This is a genomic window from Lachnospiraceae bacterium JLR.KK008 (genome assembly GCA_037015955.1).
Taxonomy (GTDB): Bacteria; Bacillota; Clostridia; order Lachnospirales; family Lachnospiraceae; genus VSOB01.
Genome location: CP143548.1, coordinates 3013518 through 3030038 on the forward strand (window position 1 = coordinate 3013518; position 16521 = coordinate 3030038).

17 protein-coding genes and 2 tRNA genes are annotated in these 16521 nt (G+C 44.7%); 8 read left to right on the plus strand and 11 right to left on the minus strand.

What is annotated here, in order from left to right; translation table 11 throughout:
• The first annotated feature begins 98 nt into the window (after nt 1–98).
• Nucleotides 99–716 (plus strand): hypothetical protein, encoded by a 618-nt coding sequence (locus V1224_14875; GenBank protein WWR15736.1) that lies wholly within the window; start codon nt 99–101, stop codon nt 714–716.
• Here the strand turns inward: V1224_14875 and V1224_14880 are convergent.
• The 7 genes from V1224_14880 to V1224_14910 form a co-directional block, all read right to left on the minus strand.
• Nucleotides 673–1371 carry a 3'-5' exonuclease gene (locus tag V1224_14880; protein WWR15737.1) on the minus strand — a complete coding sequence of 233 codons (699 nt, stop codon included), beginning with the start codon at nt 1369–1371 and terminating at the stop codon, nt 673–675. The two genes, V1224_14875 and V1224_14880, sit on opposite strands and share 44 nt — an antisense overlap.
• Nucleotides 1371–3047 carry a B12-binding domain-containing radical SAM protein gene (locus V1224_14885; GenBank protein WWR15738.1) on the minus strand — a complete coding sequence of 559 codons (1677 nt, stop codon included), beginning with the start codon at nt 3045–3047 and terminating at the stop codon, nt 1371–1373. The genes V1224_14880 and V1224_14885 overlap by 1 nt, the downstream gene beginning before the upstream one ends.
• A gap of 12 nt (nt 3048–3059) precedes the next feature.
• Nucleotides 3060–4562: a UDP-glucose--hexose-1-phosphate uridylyltransferase gene (gene galT / locus V1224_14890; protein ID WWR15739.1), complete on the minus strand. Its 1503-nt coding sequence runs from the start codon at nt 4560–4562 to the stop codon at nt 3060–3062.
• Nucleotides 4563–4577: 15 nt separating this feature from the next.
• Nucleotides 4578–5741, minus strand: coding sequence for a galactokinase (locus V1224_14895; protein WWR15740.1), 1164 nt, complete (start codon nt 5739–5741; stop codon nt 4578–4580).
• A 94-nt stretch (nt 5742–5835) separates the two neighbouring features.
• The gene (locus V1224_14900; protein WWR15741.1) at nt 5836–6750 is read right to left on the minus strand and encodes an AraC family transcriptional regulator; all 915 of its coding nucleotides are present in this window, start codon (nt 6748–6750) and stop codon (nt 5836–5838) included.
• A 71-nt stretch (nt 6751–6821) separates the two neighbouring features.
• Nucleotides 6822–7133, minus strand: a complete 312-nt coding sequence (locus V1224_14905) for an AzlD domain-containing protein (protein ID WWR15742.1) — start codon at nt 7131–7133, stop codon at nt 6822–6824.
• Entirely contained in the window at nt 7123–7863 is a 741-nt protein-coding gene (locus V1224_14910) for an AzlC family ABC transporter permease (GenBank protein ID WWR15743.1), read from the minus strand. Before V1224_14910 ends, V1224_14905 begins: the two co-directional genes overlap by 11 nt.
• A 326-nt stretch (nt 7864–8189) precedes the next feature.
• On the opposite strand from V1224_14910, the gene V1224_14915 reads away from it, so the two are divergent.
• The gene (locus V1224_14915) at nt 8190–8942 is read left to right on the plus strand and encodes a hypothetical protein (GenBank protein WWR15744.1); all 753 of its coding nucleotides are present in this window, start codon (nt 8190–8192) and stop codon (nt 8940–8942) included.
• 1606 nt (nt 8943–10548) lie between these two features.
• Here the strand turns inward: V1224_14915 and V1224_14920 are convergent.
• Nucleotides 10549–10833: a hypothetical protein gene (locus V1224_14920; GenBank protein WWR15745.1), complete on the minus strand. Its 285-nt coding sequence runs from the start codon at nt 10831–10833 to the stop codon at nt 10549–10551.
• A 434-nt stretch (nt 10834–11267) separates the two neighbouring features.
• Nucleotides 11268–11756 (minus strand): hypothetical protein, encoded by a 489-nt coding sequence (locus tag V1224_14925; protein WWR15746.1) that lies wholly within the window; start codon nt 11754–11756, stop codon nt 11268–11270.
• Between the two features lie 225 nt (nt 11757–11981).
• On the opposite strand from V1224_14925, the gene V1224_14930 reads away from it, so the two are divergent.
• The 6 genes from V1224_14930 to V1224_14955 all read left to right on the plus strand — a co-directional run bounded on the left by V1224_14930 (nt 11982) and on the right by V1224_14955 (nt 16001).
• A complete protein-coding gene (locus V1224_14930; protein WWR15747.1) occupies nt 11982–12251 on the plus strand; it encodes a hypothetical protein in 270 nt (89 codons plus the stop codon).
• Nucleotides 12252–12320: 69 nt separating this feature from the next.
• Nucleotides 12321–12911 carry a hypothetical protein gene (locus V1224_14935; GenBank protein ID WWR15748.1) on the plus strand — a complete coding sequence of 197 codons (591 nt, stop codon included), beginning with the start codon at nt 12321–12323 and terminating at the stop codon, nt 12909–12911.
• A 96-nt stretch (nt 12912–13007) separates the two neighbouring features.
• On the plus strand, nt 13008–13625 hold the full coding sequence (locus V1224_14940; GenBank protein WWR15749.1) for a hypothetical protein: 618 nt from the start codon (nt 13008–13010) through the stop codon (nt 13623–13625).
• A gap of 203 nt (nt 13626–13828) precedes the next feature.
• Nucleotides 13829–14302, plus strand: a complete 474-nt coding sequence (locus V1224_14945; protein ID WWR15750.1) for a hypothetical protein — start codon at nt 13829–13831, stop codon at nt 14300–14302.
• A complete protein-coding gene (locus V1224_14950) occupies nt 14278–14688 on the plus strand; it encodes a hypothetical protein (GenBank protein WWR15751.1) in 411 nt (136 codons plus the stop codon). The genes V1224_14945 and V1224_14950 overlap by 25 nt, the downstream gene beginning before the upstream one ends.
• Before the next feature lie 35 nt (nt 14689–14723).
• Nucleotides 14724–16001 (plus strand): tyrosine-type recombinase/integrase, encoded by a 1278-nt coding sequence (locus V1224_14955; GenBank protein WWR15752.1) that lies wholly within the window; start codon nt 14724–14726, stop codon nt 15999–16001.
• Nucleotides 16002–16100: 99 nt separating this feature from the next.
• Here the strand turns inward: V1224_14955 and V1224_14960 are convergent.
• Nucleotides 16101–16172: transfer RNA gene (locus V1224_14960), tRNA-Gly, on the minus strand.
• 84 nt (nt 16173–16256) lie between these two features.
• Nucleotides 16257–16327, minus strand: a tRNA-Gly gene (locus tag V1224_14965).
• Nucleotides 16328–16521 lie beyond the last annotated feature (194 nt).

Genomic DNA, 16521 nt, shown 5'->3' on the forward strand with positions numbered 1-16521 from the left:
GAGCATTGCCAGTACAACAATAAATATTATAATGGAAGAAATTATTTTCCTCGTTCTTTTATGAAACATTATCATCACCCCGCTGAAAGGAATTATATATGAGATTACCGTTTTTGGCAAGTTTTATCGTTCTTATTATATGGCTTTCCTATGAAATTTCCAAGTCCCGGAAGAAACTGAACAATCAGGAAAAACAGTTCTGGGAACGGGAGCGGGAAGCTAACCGCACCCGCAGGAAATCTCTGGATGGCCTCGATTATATCGTCATACCGCTTGACCGCCTGCCCATGGAGGCCGGTGCGGATCAGGAAGAGATCAGAGACTGTCTGGAGACCATACGTACACTCGCGCAGCAGACAATCGTCAATCTTACCGGATATTCCAACACCGATTTAAAGCTCATGTATGGCGCGCCCAATCTGACAGCGCTTATGGCATATGATCAGAATTATCTGCTGCTTGCCCGCACCCTGCAAAAGTGGGCTTCCCTTTTATATCATCAAAGTCTTACGAGTGAGGCCAAACAGGTTTTGGAATTTGCAGTATCCACCCGCACAGACGTAAGCGGAACTTACAAGCTGTTATCCGCCATCTACCGGGTAGAAGGAACAGAAGAAAAAATTGATGGCCTGGTCGAAACGGCACAGTCGCTGAATTCTTCCATGAAGCAGGTCATCGTCCGTATTTTGCAAGAATCTGATCCGTCAGACGACTGACTTCATTTTTGCTCATGCTTTCCAGTTCCACCGGTATCAATAAATTATGCTTTTCTGCAAGCGTCGACAGCCGCTCCCTTTGCCTTTTGCCCGCAGGCGCTTCTCTTTTCACCTTATATACAAGCTGACAGGGCCGGAATGCCTCCTCTTCATAATACTGCTCCCGCAGCCGTTCATACACGAGATGGGCGGCTCTGGCATCTTCCAGCGCCCTGTGCGCTTTCTGCCGGATTCCATAATACGCACACAAAGCGGGCAGCCGCTTACTCGGCAGATCGGGAAGATACTTACGGGCCAGTTTCAGCGTATCGATCCCCCTTTTCTCAAAACACATCCCCTGATTGACAAAAGCCCTTTTTAAAAAGGAATAATCAAATATAATCTGATGTCCCAGCAGATCTCTGCCTCCGAGGAACGCAGAAAGTCCTGACAGTATCTCGTCAATCGGCGGCGCACTGTCCACCTCCTCCTGACGGATTCCGGTAATTTCCACGATCCTCTGCGGCAGCTCCATCCGCGGATTGACAAAAGTCTCAAAGGTGTCTTTGATCTCTCCGCTTTCCACCAGCACCGCCCCAATCTCTATGATCCTGTCTGTCTTCGCACTGAGCCCCGTCGTCTCCAAATCCAAAGCTACATAGGTCTGCCCTGACATTAAACTTCAGCCTCCACTGTAACCTGTGCCTCATGATTCACAGCATTTCTTCTGTCATAGTTAAACCGTACTATTAAGTTAGAGTTTTGTCGCAATTTCAAATTTTCCGGGTTTTCTTCCCATACTTTGTAGGAAAATACATCCAGATGTTCTCTCTTATCAACGGTTCTGGATTTCAATTCTTTCTGATACGGGCTTAAATCCCTCGCAAAAGCCGGCCTGCTTTTACACTTCTCCCTTAAGTACAGATCAAATGTCAGCAGTTCCCGGTACAGATCCGTCCGCCCTTCATCGGCCACTCCTGCAAAATCAAGCAGCACCTGGTATCGATATACCCGCGCGGGACTGTTCAGAAAGTAACCCTGCCGTTCATAATAACGGGCAAGGCTTTGGTAGAGATGGTAGGGACTCTGAAACGCCTTTACAAGCACTTTCAACGTCTGCCGGAACTGTCCACTGTTATAATACAGCTCCAGCATCTCTTCCACCTTCTTTAATTCTAACAGTTCCTCATACGAAAGCCAACGGGAATATAGTACTTCATAGGGCGGCCCGTCACTATAGGCTATGCCATAGTCTGCTGCCTTTTCATACATCTCAGAGCCTTTCAGTACTTTTAAAAACCCAAGTTGAAGCTGTGTCGGTTCCATGGCATACACACAGTTAAAAGAGCGGACAAAACTCTCATATGTCTCATAAGGAAGTCCGGCGATCAGATCCAGATGAATATGGATATTGCCTCTCTCCCTGACACGCCCGACCGCATACTCCAACCTGTCCAAATCCATCACGCGGCGGATTTCCCGTATTGTATGCGGATTGACAGACTGTACGCCGATCTCAAGCTGCACCAGTCCGGGACGCATTTCCCTGAGAACGTCAAGTTCCTCTTCTGTCAGAATATCCGCTGAGACTTCAAAGTGGAAGTTCGTAATTCCATTATCGTTCTCCAGCAAAAACTTCCAGATTTCCAGCGCATGTTCATGATTACAGTTAAATGTCCGGTCGATCAGTTTGACTTGCGGCACTTTCTGTTCCAGGAAAAACGCAAGTTCCTGTTTTACTTTAGCGAGGCTGCGCAGCCTCACTCCTTTCTCGATAGAGGACATGCAATAACTGCACCGGTAAGGACACCCCCTGCTTGTCTCATAATAGATGATCCTGTTGACAAATTGACTGACATTCTCATAAATAAAGGGAATCCTGTCAATATCGACAGGCGCACGCACTCCGGTCAGACCTGTGCCCGGCAGGCAGAGGCCCGCAATCTCCGTCAGCTGTTTGCCGCCTGTGCAATAATGCTCTGCCAGTTCCGAAAAGGTTTCCTCCCCTTCACCTACCATAATGCCGGTGAGCTGTGGATATTGCTTTAATATAACCGTACTATAATAGGAGACTTCAGGTCCGCCCAGCCAGATCGCAGTATCCGGCATTACCTTTGGAAGTTCCCTTAACAGCTCCTGCACGATCTTCCAGTTCCATATATAACAGGAAAAAGCAATCACCTGCGGACCTCGTTTGTAAAGATCCGCAAGAATTGCTTCCGCTCTGTGATTAATCGTGTATTCCGCGATCCCGATCTGTTTCTCATACTCTGTCGCGCAGGCGCGCAGGCTGTACACCGCGAGGTTGGAATGAATGTATTTCGCGTTGACCGCCGCAAGCAATAGTTTCATAGATAACACCTTTCAGGACAGGCTGTCCGTAAATCTCCGAAACGCTGCTTTCCCGGCTTCATTCCGTTTGAACACACCCGCATCGTTTAACACCTGACAAAACACCTGACCGATCTCTTTCTGTAAGATCGCTTCCAGATTATCTTCGTTCACTTCCGTATCGTCTTTCATAAACTGCGCTACCCAATCCGCATGTTTTTCCAGCTCTGGAATGCTGCGAATATCTTTTTTCTCCAGGATTGCTTCCTTCAGCATTTCCATTTCTGTCTTTAACCGTGACGGCAGAATCGCCAGACCTAACACTTCAATCAGACCAATGTTCTCTTTCTTGATATGATGAAGATCCGCATGAGGATGATATACACCCAGAGGATGCTCCTGCGTCGTAATGTTATTGCGAAGCACCAGATCCATCTGATAGATGCCATTATGATAATGTGCGATCGGTGTGATCGTATTGTGAGGCTCTCCATCCGTCTCTGCAAAGACAAACGCTGCTTCGTCCGTATAAGCCCGCCACTTATCCAATATCAAATCTGCCAGCTCCGTGAGTTTTTCCCGGTTGCCGCTTTGCAGACGGATCACCGACATCGGCCATTTTACAATGCCGGCCTCTACCTCCTCAAACCCTTTAACTTTAAAAAATTCCTCGATCGGCGCCCTGTCCATGGCAAACTCATAGCTGCCGCCCTGGAAATGGTCATGACTCAAAATAGAACCGCCCACAATCGGCAGGTCTGCATTGGAGCCGACAAAATAATGTGGAAACTGCTCCACAAAATCCAAAAGTTTACAGAATGTATTATGTTCGATCTTCATTGGAATATGTTCACTGTTAAACACAATACAGTGCTCGTTGTAATATACATACGGCGAGTATTGCAGATTCCAGTCACTCTCCTGAATTGTCACCGGCATAATCCGGTGATTCTGACGTGCCGGATGGTTCAGCCGCCCTCGATAGCCCACATTTTCCTTGCACAGCAGACATTTAGGATAACCGCTCTGCTTTGCCAGCTTGGCCGCTGCGATCGCTTTCGGATCTTTCTCCGGCTTAGAGAGATTGATTGTAATATCCAGCCTGCCATATTCCGTGTCGACCGTCCATTTCCGGTCCTTTGCAATCCGGTAGCGTCTGATATAATCGGTATCCTGACTGAATTTGTAATAAAAGTCCGTGGCCTCCTTCGGAGATCTCTCATACAACTCATGAAACTTGCCAATCACTTCACTTGGACGGGGTGTCAGCAGACCCATAATCTTTGTGTCAAACAAATCTCTGTGTAAAATATCGTTTTCCGGTATCATGCCCTTTTCATACGCATAATCGAGCATTTCTCCGAGGATGCTCTCCAAATCTTCCGGCTTCGCACTGACACTCGTATCACAATCATCCAACTCATCCAGATCAAACAGCTCCAAAAGACGGTTCTCCGTATAGATTCTGTCCGCCTCCGAAAGCAACCCTGTCATGACACCGTACTTTGCCAGCTTCCTGATCGCCTCCTGAATCATCTTTCTTCCCCCTCCTTATAACCGTGACGGTCCATCCCCGATGTCCACCACATAGAAATCAGCCGTTTTCCCGACTCTCTCCTCATAAGCCACCCCTACCTTCGCGATAAAAGTGTCCACTGCTTCATCTTTTACAATGCTGACCGTGCAGCCCCCAAAACCGCCTCCTGTAATGCGGGAACCGATGACACCCGGAATTTTCCATGCCTCCTCTGCCAGTACATCTACTTCCTCACAGGAAACTTCATAATCATCGCGCAGTGACACATGAGATTCATTCATCAGCTTCCCGAACAGCTCCACATCGTTGTTCTTCAGCGCCTCAACGGCACGTACTGTCCTCTCATTCTCGTATACGGCATGTTTTGCCCGCTTTCTTCGGATTTCATCTTTAATCGCCGACTGGTATGTCTCAAACTGTTCCTGCGTCAGATCCCCCAGCCCATTGATGCCAATGACTTCCTGCAGTTCCTTCAATGCTGTCTCGCACTCACTCCTGCGCTCGTTATATTTGGAGTCCACCAGCTTGTGTTTTACGTTACTGTTAGTAATCAATATCTTCGCCCCGTCCAGCACAAGCGGCGCATACTCATAGGAAAGATCCGCCGTATTGAGAAAGATCGCATGATCTTTTTTTCCCATCGCGCTGGCAAACTGATCCATAATGCCACAGTTCATACCGTTAAATTTGTTTTCCGAGTACTGTCCGATCAGTGCAATGTCCACATTGGACACATCAAATCCATACAGATCCTTGAGCATATAACCGGTGACGACTTCCAGAGATGCCGACGACGAAAGTCCCGACCCGGCCGGAATGTTTCCATAGACTACCATATCCAGACCGCAGTCCATGGCAAACCCTCTGCCCTCGAAAGCCCACATCACACCTTTCGGATAGTTGGTCCACTCAGCCGCCTCTTCTGGCTTCAACCCCTCAAGCGAGGATTCCAATACACCCAGCTTGTCAAAATTCATTGAGTAAAACCGCAGCTTACGGTCCGCTCTTTTCTTTACCGCCATATACGTGCCGATCGTCAGTGCACACGGAAATACATGCCCGCCGTTATAATCCGTATGTTCCCCGATCATGTTCACCCGGCCCGGCGCAAAATAAACATTTACGCCTTCAGCACTGCCAAATAATTCTTCAAATTTCTGTAATACTTTTTCCTTCATGACCCGTCTCCTTCTCTTCCTGACTTTCGTGTACAGAATATCACATTTCCGTTCCTGTGAAATGTCCCCTTTGTTACATATATCTGTTGAAATGTTAGATTTTTATATGATCTGCTTCTTTGTCCAACTGTCTGATAAAATCTTCTATCTGTATAAGCTCTTCTTTGTCATTCCGATCCCCTTCACTGCGAAATTCCTTACGATATACAGAGGGAGACAACCCTTTAAGCCGCTTGAACGCCTTGGTAAATACAAACGCATCCCCATAGCCGCAGGACAGCGCAATGCTCTCGATCGGAATATCCGTCGTCTGCAACAACTGCGCCGCCTTCGTAAGCCGGTACGCAGCCAGAAATCTTTGTGGCGGCATCCCGATCGAGCTTTCAAATAAAGTACACAGATAGCTTCTGTTCACACAGACAAAGTCTGCAATGTCCGTCACTTTGATCGGATTGTAATAGTTGCTCTGAATAAACGCCACCGCTTTTTTCACATAAGTATTGGCTCTGTCTGCATCATCTGTCTCCCTGATCTGAAGCTGCGATGCGATCACCGAAAGAAAGACCGCAAGTTCTCCGTTACGCCGCAGATTGTTGGACACACTCCATGTATTGTGCTCCATCATATTGTGAACACAGGCGTATAATTCTTCCTTTTTATCAGAATAAAACACCGGATGTTTCTCTGATAACCCCATTTTTTTCACATAGTCTTCTGCCTGACTGCCACTGAAACCAACCCACAGATATGTCCATGGTTCCGTCTCGTCCGCCTCATAAAAGACAAGCTCACCTGGCACGATCAAAAATCCGCTGCCTTTTTTCAGACGGTATGTCTGATTGCGAATCGAAAACCTGCCTCGCCCACTCAGTACGTAGTGAATAAGAAAATGAGGCTTCAAAGCGGGCCCAAAGCTGTGAAGCGGCTCCGTCTTCGAACAGCCACAGCAATTCAAAAAAAATCCATCGGTCTTCTCACTCTCAAATTCCAGTTTATATGCTTTCTCCAACTACGCCCACTCCCTTCCTCGCTCGTATTCCCTGTAACTTTTCCTCTCCGGCAAAACTGTCATAGTCTGCCCTAATGTCCAGTAAGCAGCTCTGCCAGATAGACGACAACGCAGGAACAGATCGCCACCCGAAACAGATTGCCGTCTACATAAGCCAAAATGACGCCCACCAGAAACCCTGCCCAGGCTGACAGAGGGTTGCCCGTGGCATACAATATCGCCGGAAACGTCATCACTGCCAGCGTCACATATGGCACATAATGCAAAAAGGAACGCACAAACGGATTTTTAATATCCCGCCGTATCAGCGTCATCGGCAACGCGCGGATCAGATAAATTGCCGACGCTGCCACGATAAGGTAGATTATAATACTATGATTCATCTGCTTCTCCTCCTGCCCCTTTCTCCTTCACCGGAAAGAAATATGCCGCCGCCCCGGCAATGAACACCGTGAGAACGATAATCTGCATACCGGAAGGAATTTCCCGCAGGAAAGGCGCCTTTGTAAACAGATAGCTGCACGCCATGGAAACAGCGACTATCCCTGCGATAATCTTGTCCTTTCTCGCCGCCGGAATAATGATCGCCAGAAACATACCGTACAGAGCAACACTTAAGGCATTCTCAACCCTCCGGGGTAAAATCGCTCCTGCAGCCGCTCCCAGAAAAGCTCCTGCCGTCCATCCCGGCGCCGCGATCGCCGCAGCGCCATAACTGTAAAATGGATTGAGCCTGCCGTCCACTGCCATGGCAATACCAAATATTTCATCAGTGATCGGATAAGACATCAGAAACCGGTGGTGCAGCTTCATTTCCGGGTCTGTCTTCTGTGATAGCGCACAGGACATGAGCAGGTAGCGCAGATTTACGATCAATGTCGTCACTGCCATCTGTATGTACCCGCCACCCGCCGCAATCACAGTAATCGCCGCGTACTGTCCGGCGGAGGCAAGCATCAGCGCCGACATTGCACCCGCCTGAAAGGCACTCATGCCCGCCTTTTTCGCTGCAATTCCCAGCGCAAATGCCACTGCGAAATAACCCATAGCGATCGGCACACCATCTTTGATCCCTTTAAAAAACCATTTTCTGTTCTCTTCGTTTCCCCTCATATCTCCATCCCTGCTTTTGTGTCTCGTTACAATAAGCCAAGACACCTGATATGTGCTTGGCTTGTCTTTCGTCATTTTTCATTCTATATATGTTATTATTTTAACATGCGGCGGCCAAAAGTCAACCGAATACCGACTCTACAGCATCAGGAACAAAGGCTCCGCTGCCTGCTGCTAATCATTACAACTTTAAGTTGAAACCGGGGATTACAAATGTTATGATTTAAGAAAGCAATACCATCTGTGGAACAGGTGGCATGATATATGCCGCGCACAATCAGCGGCATACACAATAAGCATATATACCTGATAGAAAGGAACACAAAATGAGAAAAAAAGTAATATCCCTGATTGCCGGTATCATGTTCTGTACATTATTTTCCGGAGTCTCCATCACCGTCCGCGCCACAGAACCTGCCGATACTTCCAGCGAGTTCGAGGACGACTCCTGGGATCCCGGGTACGACAATGGCGCTGATACTGTCTATCCTTTTCTGCAATCAACCTTCAATGTCCCCTGGGACAAACAGACAGACGAGGAAAATCTGCAATACCTGATCGCTTCCGGAGATACTCCCGGAGCAGAAGGTCTCAAATGGTGGGTGAACAGCGGGTTTGATGATGCGACAAAACTGGCCTATCTGAACACAATCAAAAACACCAGTCGAGACACTTCTCTCTGGGTAATGAACTCTTCTCTCTCCCTGGAGGAAAAATCCACATATTTCAGAAGCCACGATCTCCGCGGACATGGAAGCGATGTGCTTTTATGGTGGTTTGATAATATCGGCAACAAACTGACAACAGAACAGACCAGAAAGATCGATTCCTATAATTATGAATGGTATACGCGAAGCGTTTTAAACACCCTGGAAGGTGTGGAAGTCGTCACGATTGGAGAAGGCCGGTATTACATCGCAAAAGCTGATCTGGACAGGAATACCGCTGCTGGTAACATCACAACAAAAACAAAAACTCTATGGTGGGAAGGTGCCCCTGAAAGTGCATGGACAGCCTATTTCTACTCTGCCGCTTCCGTAGAATCACTCGGCTGTAAACTCTGGAATTTAGCAGAATAAATGAATACATAGAAAAAACAAATCAGGGCACAATGAACGCCCTGATTTATTTTTATGCGATTATCATTATACAGCCCATATTAAATCCAATTCCCGCAGGATGGCTATAACATCTTTAAACTTATGCTCACAGGTAAGCTGACTGTAATGAGCATAAGAGGGTGATGCTATGGACACAATGGAAGTTCTCACATTGTTGTTACTCATTTTTTCAGCACTGTCTTACATAGACAACCATAAAAAGAAATAGCATCCGCCGCCTAAAGTGAATGCTGTTTCTTTCATGTAGTATTTAACTGCGGGCACATCGGAACTCGTGTCCGATCGCCTTTCTAAGTAGATTATACACGAGAGCCGCCTGTTTTACAAGCGGCTCTTTTTACAGTAGATCATCTTCAAAATCCATAATGCCCCATGAGCCTGTCCATCCCTTTGCCATCAGGCACCTGCAAAGCAGGTGGGGATTGACTGACGCAGGTAACGGAAGCCGAAAACCCCGATCATGAAAAAGGAGAGGATTCGGTCATATTTGCTGAATCCCCTCTTGATAATACCTTGCGTGAAAAGTCAATACCATAGTATAAATGCTGGGACATAACAATCTTTCCACTACGCTGGGATATAGTTATAACCCACTCACGGAATCGGAAACATACCATTTAATCATAAAAGCTTTATGATCTGTCTAAAAGTGTCTAACAGTTGTAACAACAAAAAAAGAACGGAAATGCTGATAAACTCAACATTTCCGCGATCTTAACCAGAGCACGAGACGGGATTCGAACTTAGGTTCAAATAAAAAAATAAGATAGAAAGGCGCTTTTTCGTATTCTCTTTTTTGGTGTAACCAAAAGTGTAACCAACTTGCTATCATATATTACCGCTTATCATCCCTTTACCGTCAGGCACCTGCAAAGCAGGTAGAGATTGACTGACTCAGAGAAAGGATTCCAAAAGTCCCGATTATGGAAACGGAGGGGATTCAAACCTGAAAGTGCCCAAAACCCAATACGATCAAGGAGAAAAGCAGCCTGTCTAAAATATGCTTTATCCTCTAAAGCACATTATCATTGAACGCCACATATTTTCATGCTACAATCAAATTGTATGATCGAACAGAAAGCAGGATGCGATTTTCCGATGGTTGCCCTCTAGTCTTTACGAAAGAGGGTGGTGCTATGGACACAATGGAAGTTCTGACATTGTTGTTACTCATTTTTTCAGCACTGTCTTACATAGACAACCATAAAAAGAAATAAGCATCCAACACTGCCCAAAGTTTAGGATGCTTATTTCTTTATTAAGCTAACAACTGAGGGCACATCGGAACTCGTGTCCGATCGCCTTTCTAAGTAGATTATACATGAGAGCCGCCTGTTTTGCAAGCGGCTCTTTTTGTAGCCAGTCATTTTCAAAGAGCATAATGCCGATGAGTCTGTCCATCCCTTTACCGTCAGGCACCTGCAAAGCAGGTGGGGATTGACTGACGCAGGGAAAGGATTCCAAAAGCCCCAATCATGGAAACGGAGGGGATTCAGTCACACTTGCTGAATCCCCTCTTGATGATACCTTGCGTGAAAAATTAATACCATAGTATAAATAATGATCACATCGCCTTTATCAAGTCCAATTCCCTAAGGATGCTGATAATATCTTTAGCACCCTGCTCATAGGCAAGCTGACTATATCGAACATTGGATTCATTACTTGCTGACAGCAGACGATCAACAGCCAGGCGTTCTTCTTTTGTCAAATCGTGCCCTCTTAGCTGCGCTTCCAGCTTTGCGACTGTCATGTCCTTTTTTATATATTCTTTCTCATTTAATACGACGTTTTCCAGCCTCTTTTCCGTCATTAGCTTTGCTAATACCTTTAGTATACTTTCTTCCACAATGCGTTCCCCCCTTTAATATTTTTCTAAGGGCTGCGTATGTTCACAAGCCGCAGCCCTTTTCCCGCGCTTCTCACCCGGAATACCCCGGAGACAGGTTCCCCTGCCCTCCAGAAATATTCCCGTGAGAACAAAGAATGAGGTGTTAAGTATGCGTCCACACTTACACCCCATTATATTAAAGGTCTATCGCATCACCTGCTCAAACTCACACAAAAGCATTGAAATCCCAGACAGATTCCATTATAGTAATCTTGTGTGTATCGCAGGCCTTGCCTGTATTGTATGGTAGTTCGCGCTACCGCCCTTGCCGCCGGGAGTTGGCCCTCCCGGCGGTGGTACACCATTTTTCTTTTGTTTTCGAAAATAATTCTATCACAATTACTTTGTCATTACAAGAAATAGTTTATATCTGACATTTCCGTCTTTATTTATTATACTTCCACATGATTCAATACCAGTTTTATCCCACTCGGATTTGCAAAAAACTTTTCGATCGCTTTCCTATCCTGCAAACTTAGTTTATCTGAAACATTTTTTAACAGAATATGTTCCAGTCCGTTGTCTCCTTTCTTTATATATTCACTTACATAATACTTAAACCTTGAAGCCGATAGTTGCCCTTTTTCATCGGATAACTGCCTTGTGCATTTGTCCTGTACTGCCGGGAAGGTGACTTCGAATTTTGATGCCACTGTTTTTACGGCTCTCGTTATATTCTCTCCAATATAAACCGGGGACTCTCCTTCCTGGAAACGGATTGTCAAATGGATAACTGTCAGTACCTGCGCAATTCGGGAACTTATTGCTGAAAGTTCGATCACATTTTTATTTTCCTCTTTACTGCTCTTATATGGTACTAATTCGATGTTGCCATCATCATAAACATTCATGATATATTGTTTTATAATGTTGCGATTCATTTTTCCCTCCCTCTGCTCCATGTTCTATATTAGTAATATATCCTAATTCCATGTTTTAAGTCAATACTTTTTATTTATATTTTTTTAATATTTAAATTGTATTACATTCTATTTACAAATACCAATTTATATGCTATCCTTGTTTTGTAACTTAATTTTTTTGCAAGTATTATTTGCTTTTTCTACGTAATACTTACAATATAGCCCAATCAAAGGAGGAAGGGTATGAGAATAGTGGGAAAAAATTACACCAGAAAAAGCGATGGACATACCACAACCACGTTACATGTGTCTACAGAATTCTCTGATTTCTACAAGAAGGAGTCAGAAGGAAGGTACTGTGAAGGTCAGGCCGTCGAAACGATATACGCCGGCAGCTACGATTGTAGCAAAATTACGATTGGATCGGAGATCCAGATTGCCTATGGCAAGGCAATCCCGATGAAATCGGGCGGGATTTACCAGCCCATTCAGGAAATTAAAATCTTGAAATAGTAACATATCAACAACAAGGGACAGCCGGACAAGCTCCGGCCTGTCCCGCCCCATTTGGAGAGATGAAAAATGATAACAAATATATATGGGCTAATCTTATTAGCCTCAATATTAATCGGTGTGCTTTTTCTAGCCTTTATGGCAGAAAAAATTGCGCATCCGACAGAGAATGCCGAACAAATCGCCCGGCGTCTCAAAGAGAACATTATAAAAATATTTCGTGTGTTCTTCTCCAAAGAAGAACAGCGACATGTCTTCGATATTGTCCTTTTCGAGGACATGAATATTATCATCGAACCCTATCGGAATCAGGGGTTCGAAAATGCGTGGCAGATAAACATGAAAAAATCCGTCCCCTGCTATTCTTTCTATTTCGTACCTCGTGAAAATTACGAAGCAGAAAAATTGCAGGAAATAACGGACTTACTGACGTTGAAGTTCAGGGATTATCTTGCGCTTAATAACTTGTCTTTCCCTACGTTTTCTGCCTACAGGAAAATGCAGGGAAGAATCTGGGTCGGCATTTTCTATGCTGAATTAAAAATGGATTATGCCCCGTATCGCCAACTATATCAACGCAAGATTAGGGCCGAAACTCCCAAGGACCATGGCCTATTGCGGGATGAGAAGCTGGAGGATGAAATAAAAAATGGGAGGTAATGAAATGAGGCTTAAGATTGGCTATTCATATGATAACTGGAAAAACGGCGTGAAAACGCCGTTTTTCTGGGATACACAAGCAACGCCCACTGCCTTGTGGCAGGACTGACAGGCGGCGCCAAAACTGTTTCCGTCCAATTAATGCTGAATCAGTTGCTTTCAGCACATAAGCCTGTTTTTATAGCAGACTTTAAAGCTGGCGGTGATTGGGATGGTATTGTAAAACACTATGCCGAATATAAGGACTGTGATAAACTGCTTGATCAGTTTTACAGCCTGTTCCTGCAAACAGTAAAAGATAAGACCTTTTCGGAACGATATTTCATATTCGATGAATTTGCATCTTACGCTTTGAGCAAAGATACAAAAGCATATAAAGCCTGTATGGAAAAGGTCAGCCATATCGCTTTCATGGGACGGAGTTTTGGGTATCATCTGATCTTTATCAGCCAACAATGGAATGCTAAGATACTAGACACCGCAATCCGGGAGCAATTCGGTATCCGTCTGTATATGGGTTCCACAATCTCCACGGAAAGCGTGGGTATGCTTTTCCCGGGCTGCGACATTGATAAAAGCATTCATTTGCCTAAATACTGCGGATACATTTCCCGTCCGGAAAAAGAACTGGATATTGTCCAGATGCCGTACCTGTCAGACCCCCAAAGCCTTAAAAAACTATTAGTATGGAAGGGAAGTTATACATGGGATTGATTACCGGCGGCATGGCGGCGGCGAAGCCGTAAGCCTGCCGCTTCTGTAGCATATCCTCCGGCATAATCTAATAGCCGGAGGATAATGTAATATTACAAAAAGGGGATGATCTCATTCAATATTTTTATTCTGTCAACGACCAAAATGGATTCATCCATAGTATAGATAATGTTATCTATGTCTATTATCTGAAAAACTACAACATGCAAAAAGTTGCGAATGAACTAATCGCCATACGCGAAAAGAATGATTGTCCCGGATGGGAAAAATTAAACTGTTCCCCATGCAGCAAATACTTATGGTATAGCAACATTGTTCACATAGATGCTATTCATATTTCCTTTGGGAAAGCCCAGTCATTTGATAAAGCAGCGCGTACATGGGACATACTTCCTATGCTGCGTCTGGAAGTAAATCCCAATAAACATCATGATAAGGCGGTATTTCAGGATGTTATGAACTGGCTCAGAAAAAACTGCACAAGTGGCATCCTTAAGAAATATGATTATGCAATCGACGTGCCTTACTCGATCAATAATATTCATATTTACGGTTCCCAAAAAGAACCCGCCTGTATAAAGGTACGATCTACAGAGGTCAGAGACAGCAGCATGGATTTACAAAAATTTATGATAAGAAAAAAGAACAAAATTTGGAAGACACCGATGAGCCCCTGACAAGGATAGAACATACATTAGTACCGGGCAAGCCTTTAAGCCTTGAAAAAATATTCATCCTGCAATCCGGTAGTTCCGAAAAAAATGCCGATGAACTGGACAGCCTCAATCGCTGCATTGTTACCCTCTGCCTTGCTTTGCAGTCCTGCGGCGTAGATTATGAACCCTACATAGCAAAACTGAACTACCGAAGAAGAAAACATATACAACCCTATCTACACGAAAATACCATCGAGCTAAAATATGACGATTCTGTCATAGATTCCCTGCTAAAGAAAGTAAATGAACTGTTTGACGCCGATATAGCGTCAGATGTTGCAAGCACACAAGAAAATACAAACGACTTTATTGAACTGGATGACTCCGCTGCTCTGCCATTTGACTGAAACAATGGCTATAAAATATCTCTTCGGGGACTATTATGAAAAAAAATCGAGAATCAGACAAAGAATTATTGCTTTTCCTTCTGCAAAAATGTAATATGACACTAGAGGATGCAAAAAGCGAACAGGAGGAAATGACCAATAAACAATATATAGAAAAGCATTTCGAATACAGTAAACCCTGGCAGGGAAAAGACGGCAGGTGGCGCACCTACCTTCCCGATGAAAGCAGAAAGGAAAAACGGCGGCTTATCGCAAAAAGAACCCTTGAAAATCTGTACGCTGCTATTATTACTTTCTACCGGGAACAGGAAAGCGGCTTAAACAACCGCAAAATTACCTTGCGCACCTTCTACCAGTCATGGCTTGAATATAAGAAACTCAAAACGACATCCACTATGTACATATACCGTATTCACAATGACTGGCAGGCTTACTATCTGAATGATACGATCATAGACGTGCCCCTTTCAAAACTGAATTATGACAGGCTGGAACAATGGGCACTGAAAAAAATCAGAGAAAAACAACTCACCAAAAAGCAATACTACAATATGTCCATTATCATGCGTCAGTCTCTTGACTATGCGGTACAAAAAGGCATTATTGAGATTAACCCATTTCAGAATGTTAAGATCGATCGCAAACTGTTTACCATGAAAAGAAAGCCTGATGATGAAACGCAGGTCTTTCTGACTAATGAACAGCCAGTGATCGAAGCGGAAGCCTATGCAGATTTCAAAGAAACAGAAAGCGTTGCCTGCCTTGCCATCCCGCTTCTGTACCAGACTGGCCTGCGCCTTGGTGAGATAGTAGCCGTCAAAAGCAGCGATATATCCGGCAATTACCTTCATGTACAGCGCATGGAAGTACGGACAAAAGAACAGCTTCCTGATGGTTCTTGGTCTGTACAACGCTACAAAATCGTGGAGCATACAAAAAGCGATGCCGGGGACAGATTGGTTTATCTTTCCAAAACGGCACGGACAATCATCGCAATGGTTGAGCAAAGCAACCATGAACACGGTTATAAAGACGATGGTTTTCTGTTCTTAAACCAACAAGGGCGCATCCATGCCCGATGTATTGACACGCGGATACGCAAATATTGCCGCCACGCAGGCATCATGGAAAAAGCCTCCCATAAGGTCAGAAAAACTTATATCAGCACATTAATTGATGCAGGAATTAATATCAACGAAGTGCGCAAACAGGCAGGCCATGAAGACGAGCGAACAACTTATAAGAATTACTGTTTTAACCGGATGGAGAAATCTGAAACAGAATCATCTTTAGAAAAAGCACTGGCACGCTAAAAATTCCTATAAAAAGTGTAACCATGTGTAACCAAGCAGATTTCAGGGTAAAACAAACGGAAATGCTGATAAACTCAACATTTCCGCGATCTTAACCAGAGCACGAGACGGGATTCGAACCCGCGACCCTCGCCTTGGCAAGGCGATACTCCACCACTGAGCCACTCGTGCATATATAATTTTTATTCGATTATCTAACGCGCTTTTTATTCTATCATACTATGAAATATCTGTCAACGAATATTTCCCTGAAAAAGCGGGTGATGGGAATCGAACCCACGTATCCAGCTTGGAAGGCTGGTGTTCTACCATTGAACTACACCCGCAAGCCACTTATATTGACTGCCTCAATGCCTTATATATAATACCAAACGAGATCTAAAAAGTCAACAGGTTTTCTGCTCTCCGTTCCATATCTTATATCTGTTGAAATTGCTGCGGAAAGACAATCGGCAGGAACTCTTTCCAAGGTGTATCAAACTATCAAGAATCCCTGCTTTGTCAATGCCCAGAGCCGGGC

Coding starts and splice junctions, on each gene's coding strand:
- V1224_14930 (WWR15747.1), top strand. CDS start 11,982: ATGAGAATAGTGGGAAAAAATTACACCAGAAAAAGCGATGGACATACC.
- V1224_14895 (WWR15740.1), bottom strand. CDS start 5,741: ATGAAGGAAAAAGTATTACAGAAATTTGAAGAATTATTTGGCAGTGCT.
- galT (WWR15739.1), bottom strand. CDS start 4,562: ATGATTCAGGAGGCGATCAGGAAGCTGGCAAAGTACGGTGTCATGACA.
- V1224_14875 (WWR15736.1), top strand. CDS start 99: ATGAGATTACCGTTTTTGGCAAGTTTTATCGTTCTTATTATATGGCTT.
- V1224_14880 (WWR15737.1), bottom strand. CDS start 1,371: ATGTCAGGGCAGACCTATGTAGCTTTGGATTTGGAGACGACGGGGCTC.
- V1224_14885 (WWR15738.1), bottom strand. CDS start 3,047: ATGAAACTATTGCTTGCGGCGGTCAACGCGAAATACATTCATTCCAAC.
- V1224_14945 (WWR15750.1), top strand. CDS start 13,829: ATGCAAAAAGTTGCGAATGAACTAATCGCCATACGCGAAAAGAATGAT.
- V1224_14910 (WWR15743.1), bottom strand. CDS start 7,863: ATGAGGGGAAACGAAGAGAACAGAAAATGGTTTTTTAAAGGGATCAAA.
- V1224_14935 (WWR15748.1), top strand. CDS start 12,321: ATGATAACAAATATATATGGGCTAATCTTATTAGCCTCAATATTAATC.
- V1224_14905 (WWR15742.1), bottom strand. CDS start 7,133: ATGAATCATAGTATTATAATCTACCTTATCGTGGCAGCGTCGGCAATT.
- V1224_14915 (WWR15744.1), top strand. CDS start 8,190: ATGAGAAAAAAAGTAATATCCCTGATTGCCGGTATCATGTTCTGTACA.
- V1224_14955 (WWR15752.1), top strand. CDS start 14,724: ATGAAAAAAAATCGAGAATCAGACAAAGAATTATTGCTTTTCCTTCTG.
- V1224_14925 (WWR15746.1), bottom strand. CDS start 11,756: ATGAATCGCAACATTATAAAACAATATATCATGAATGTTTATGATGAT.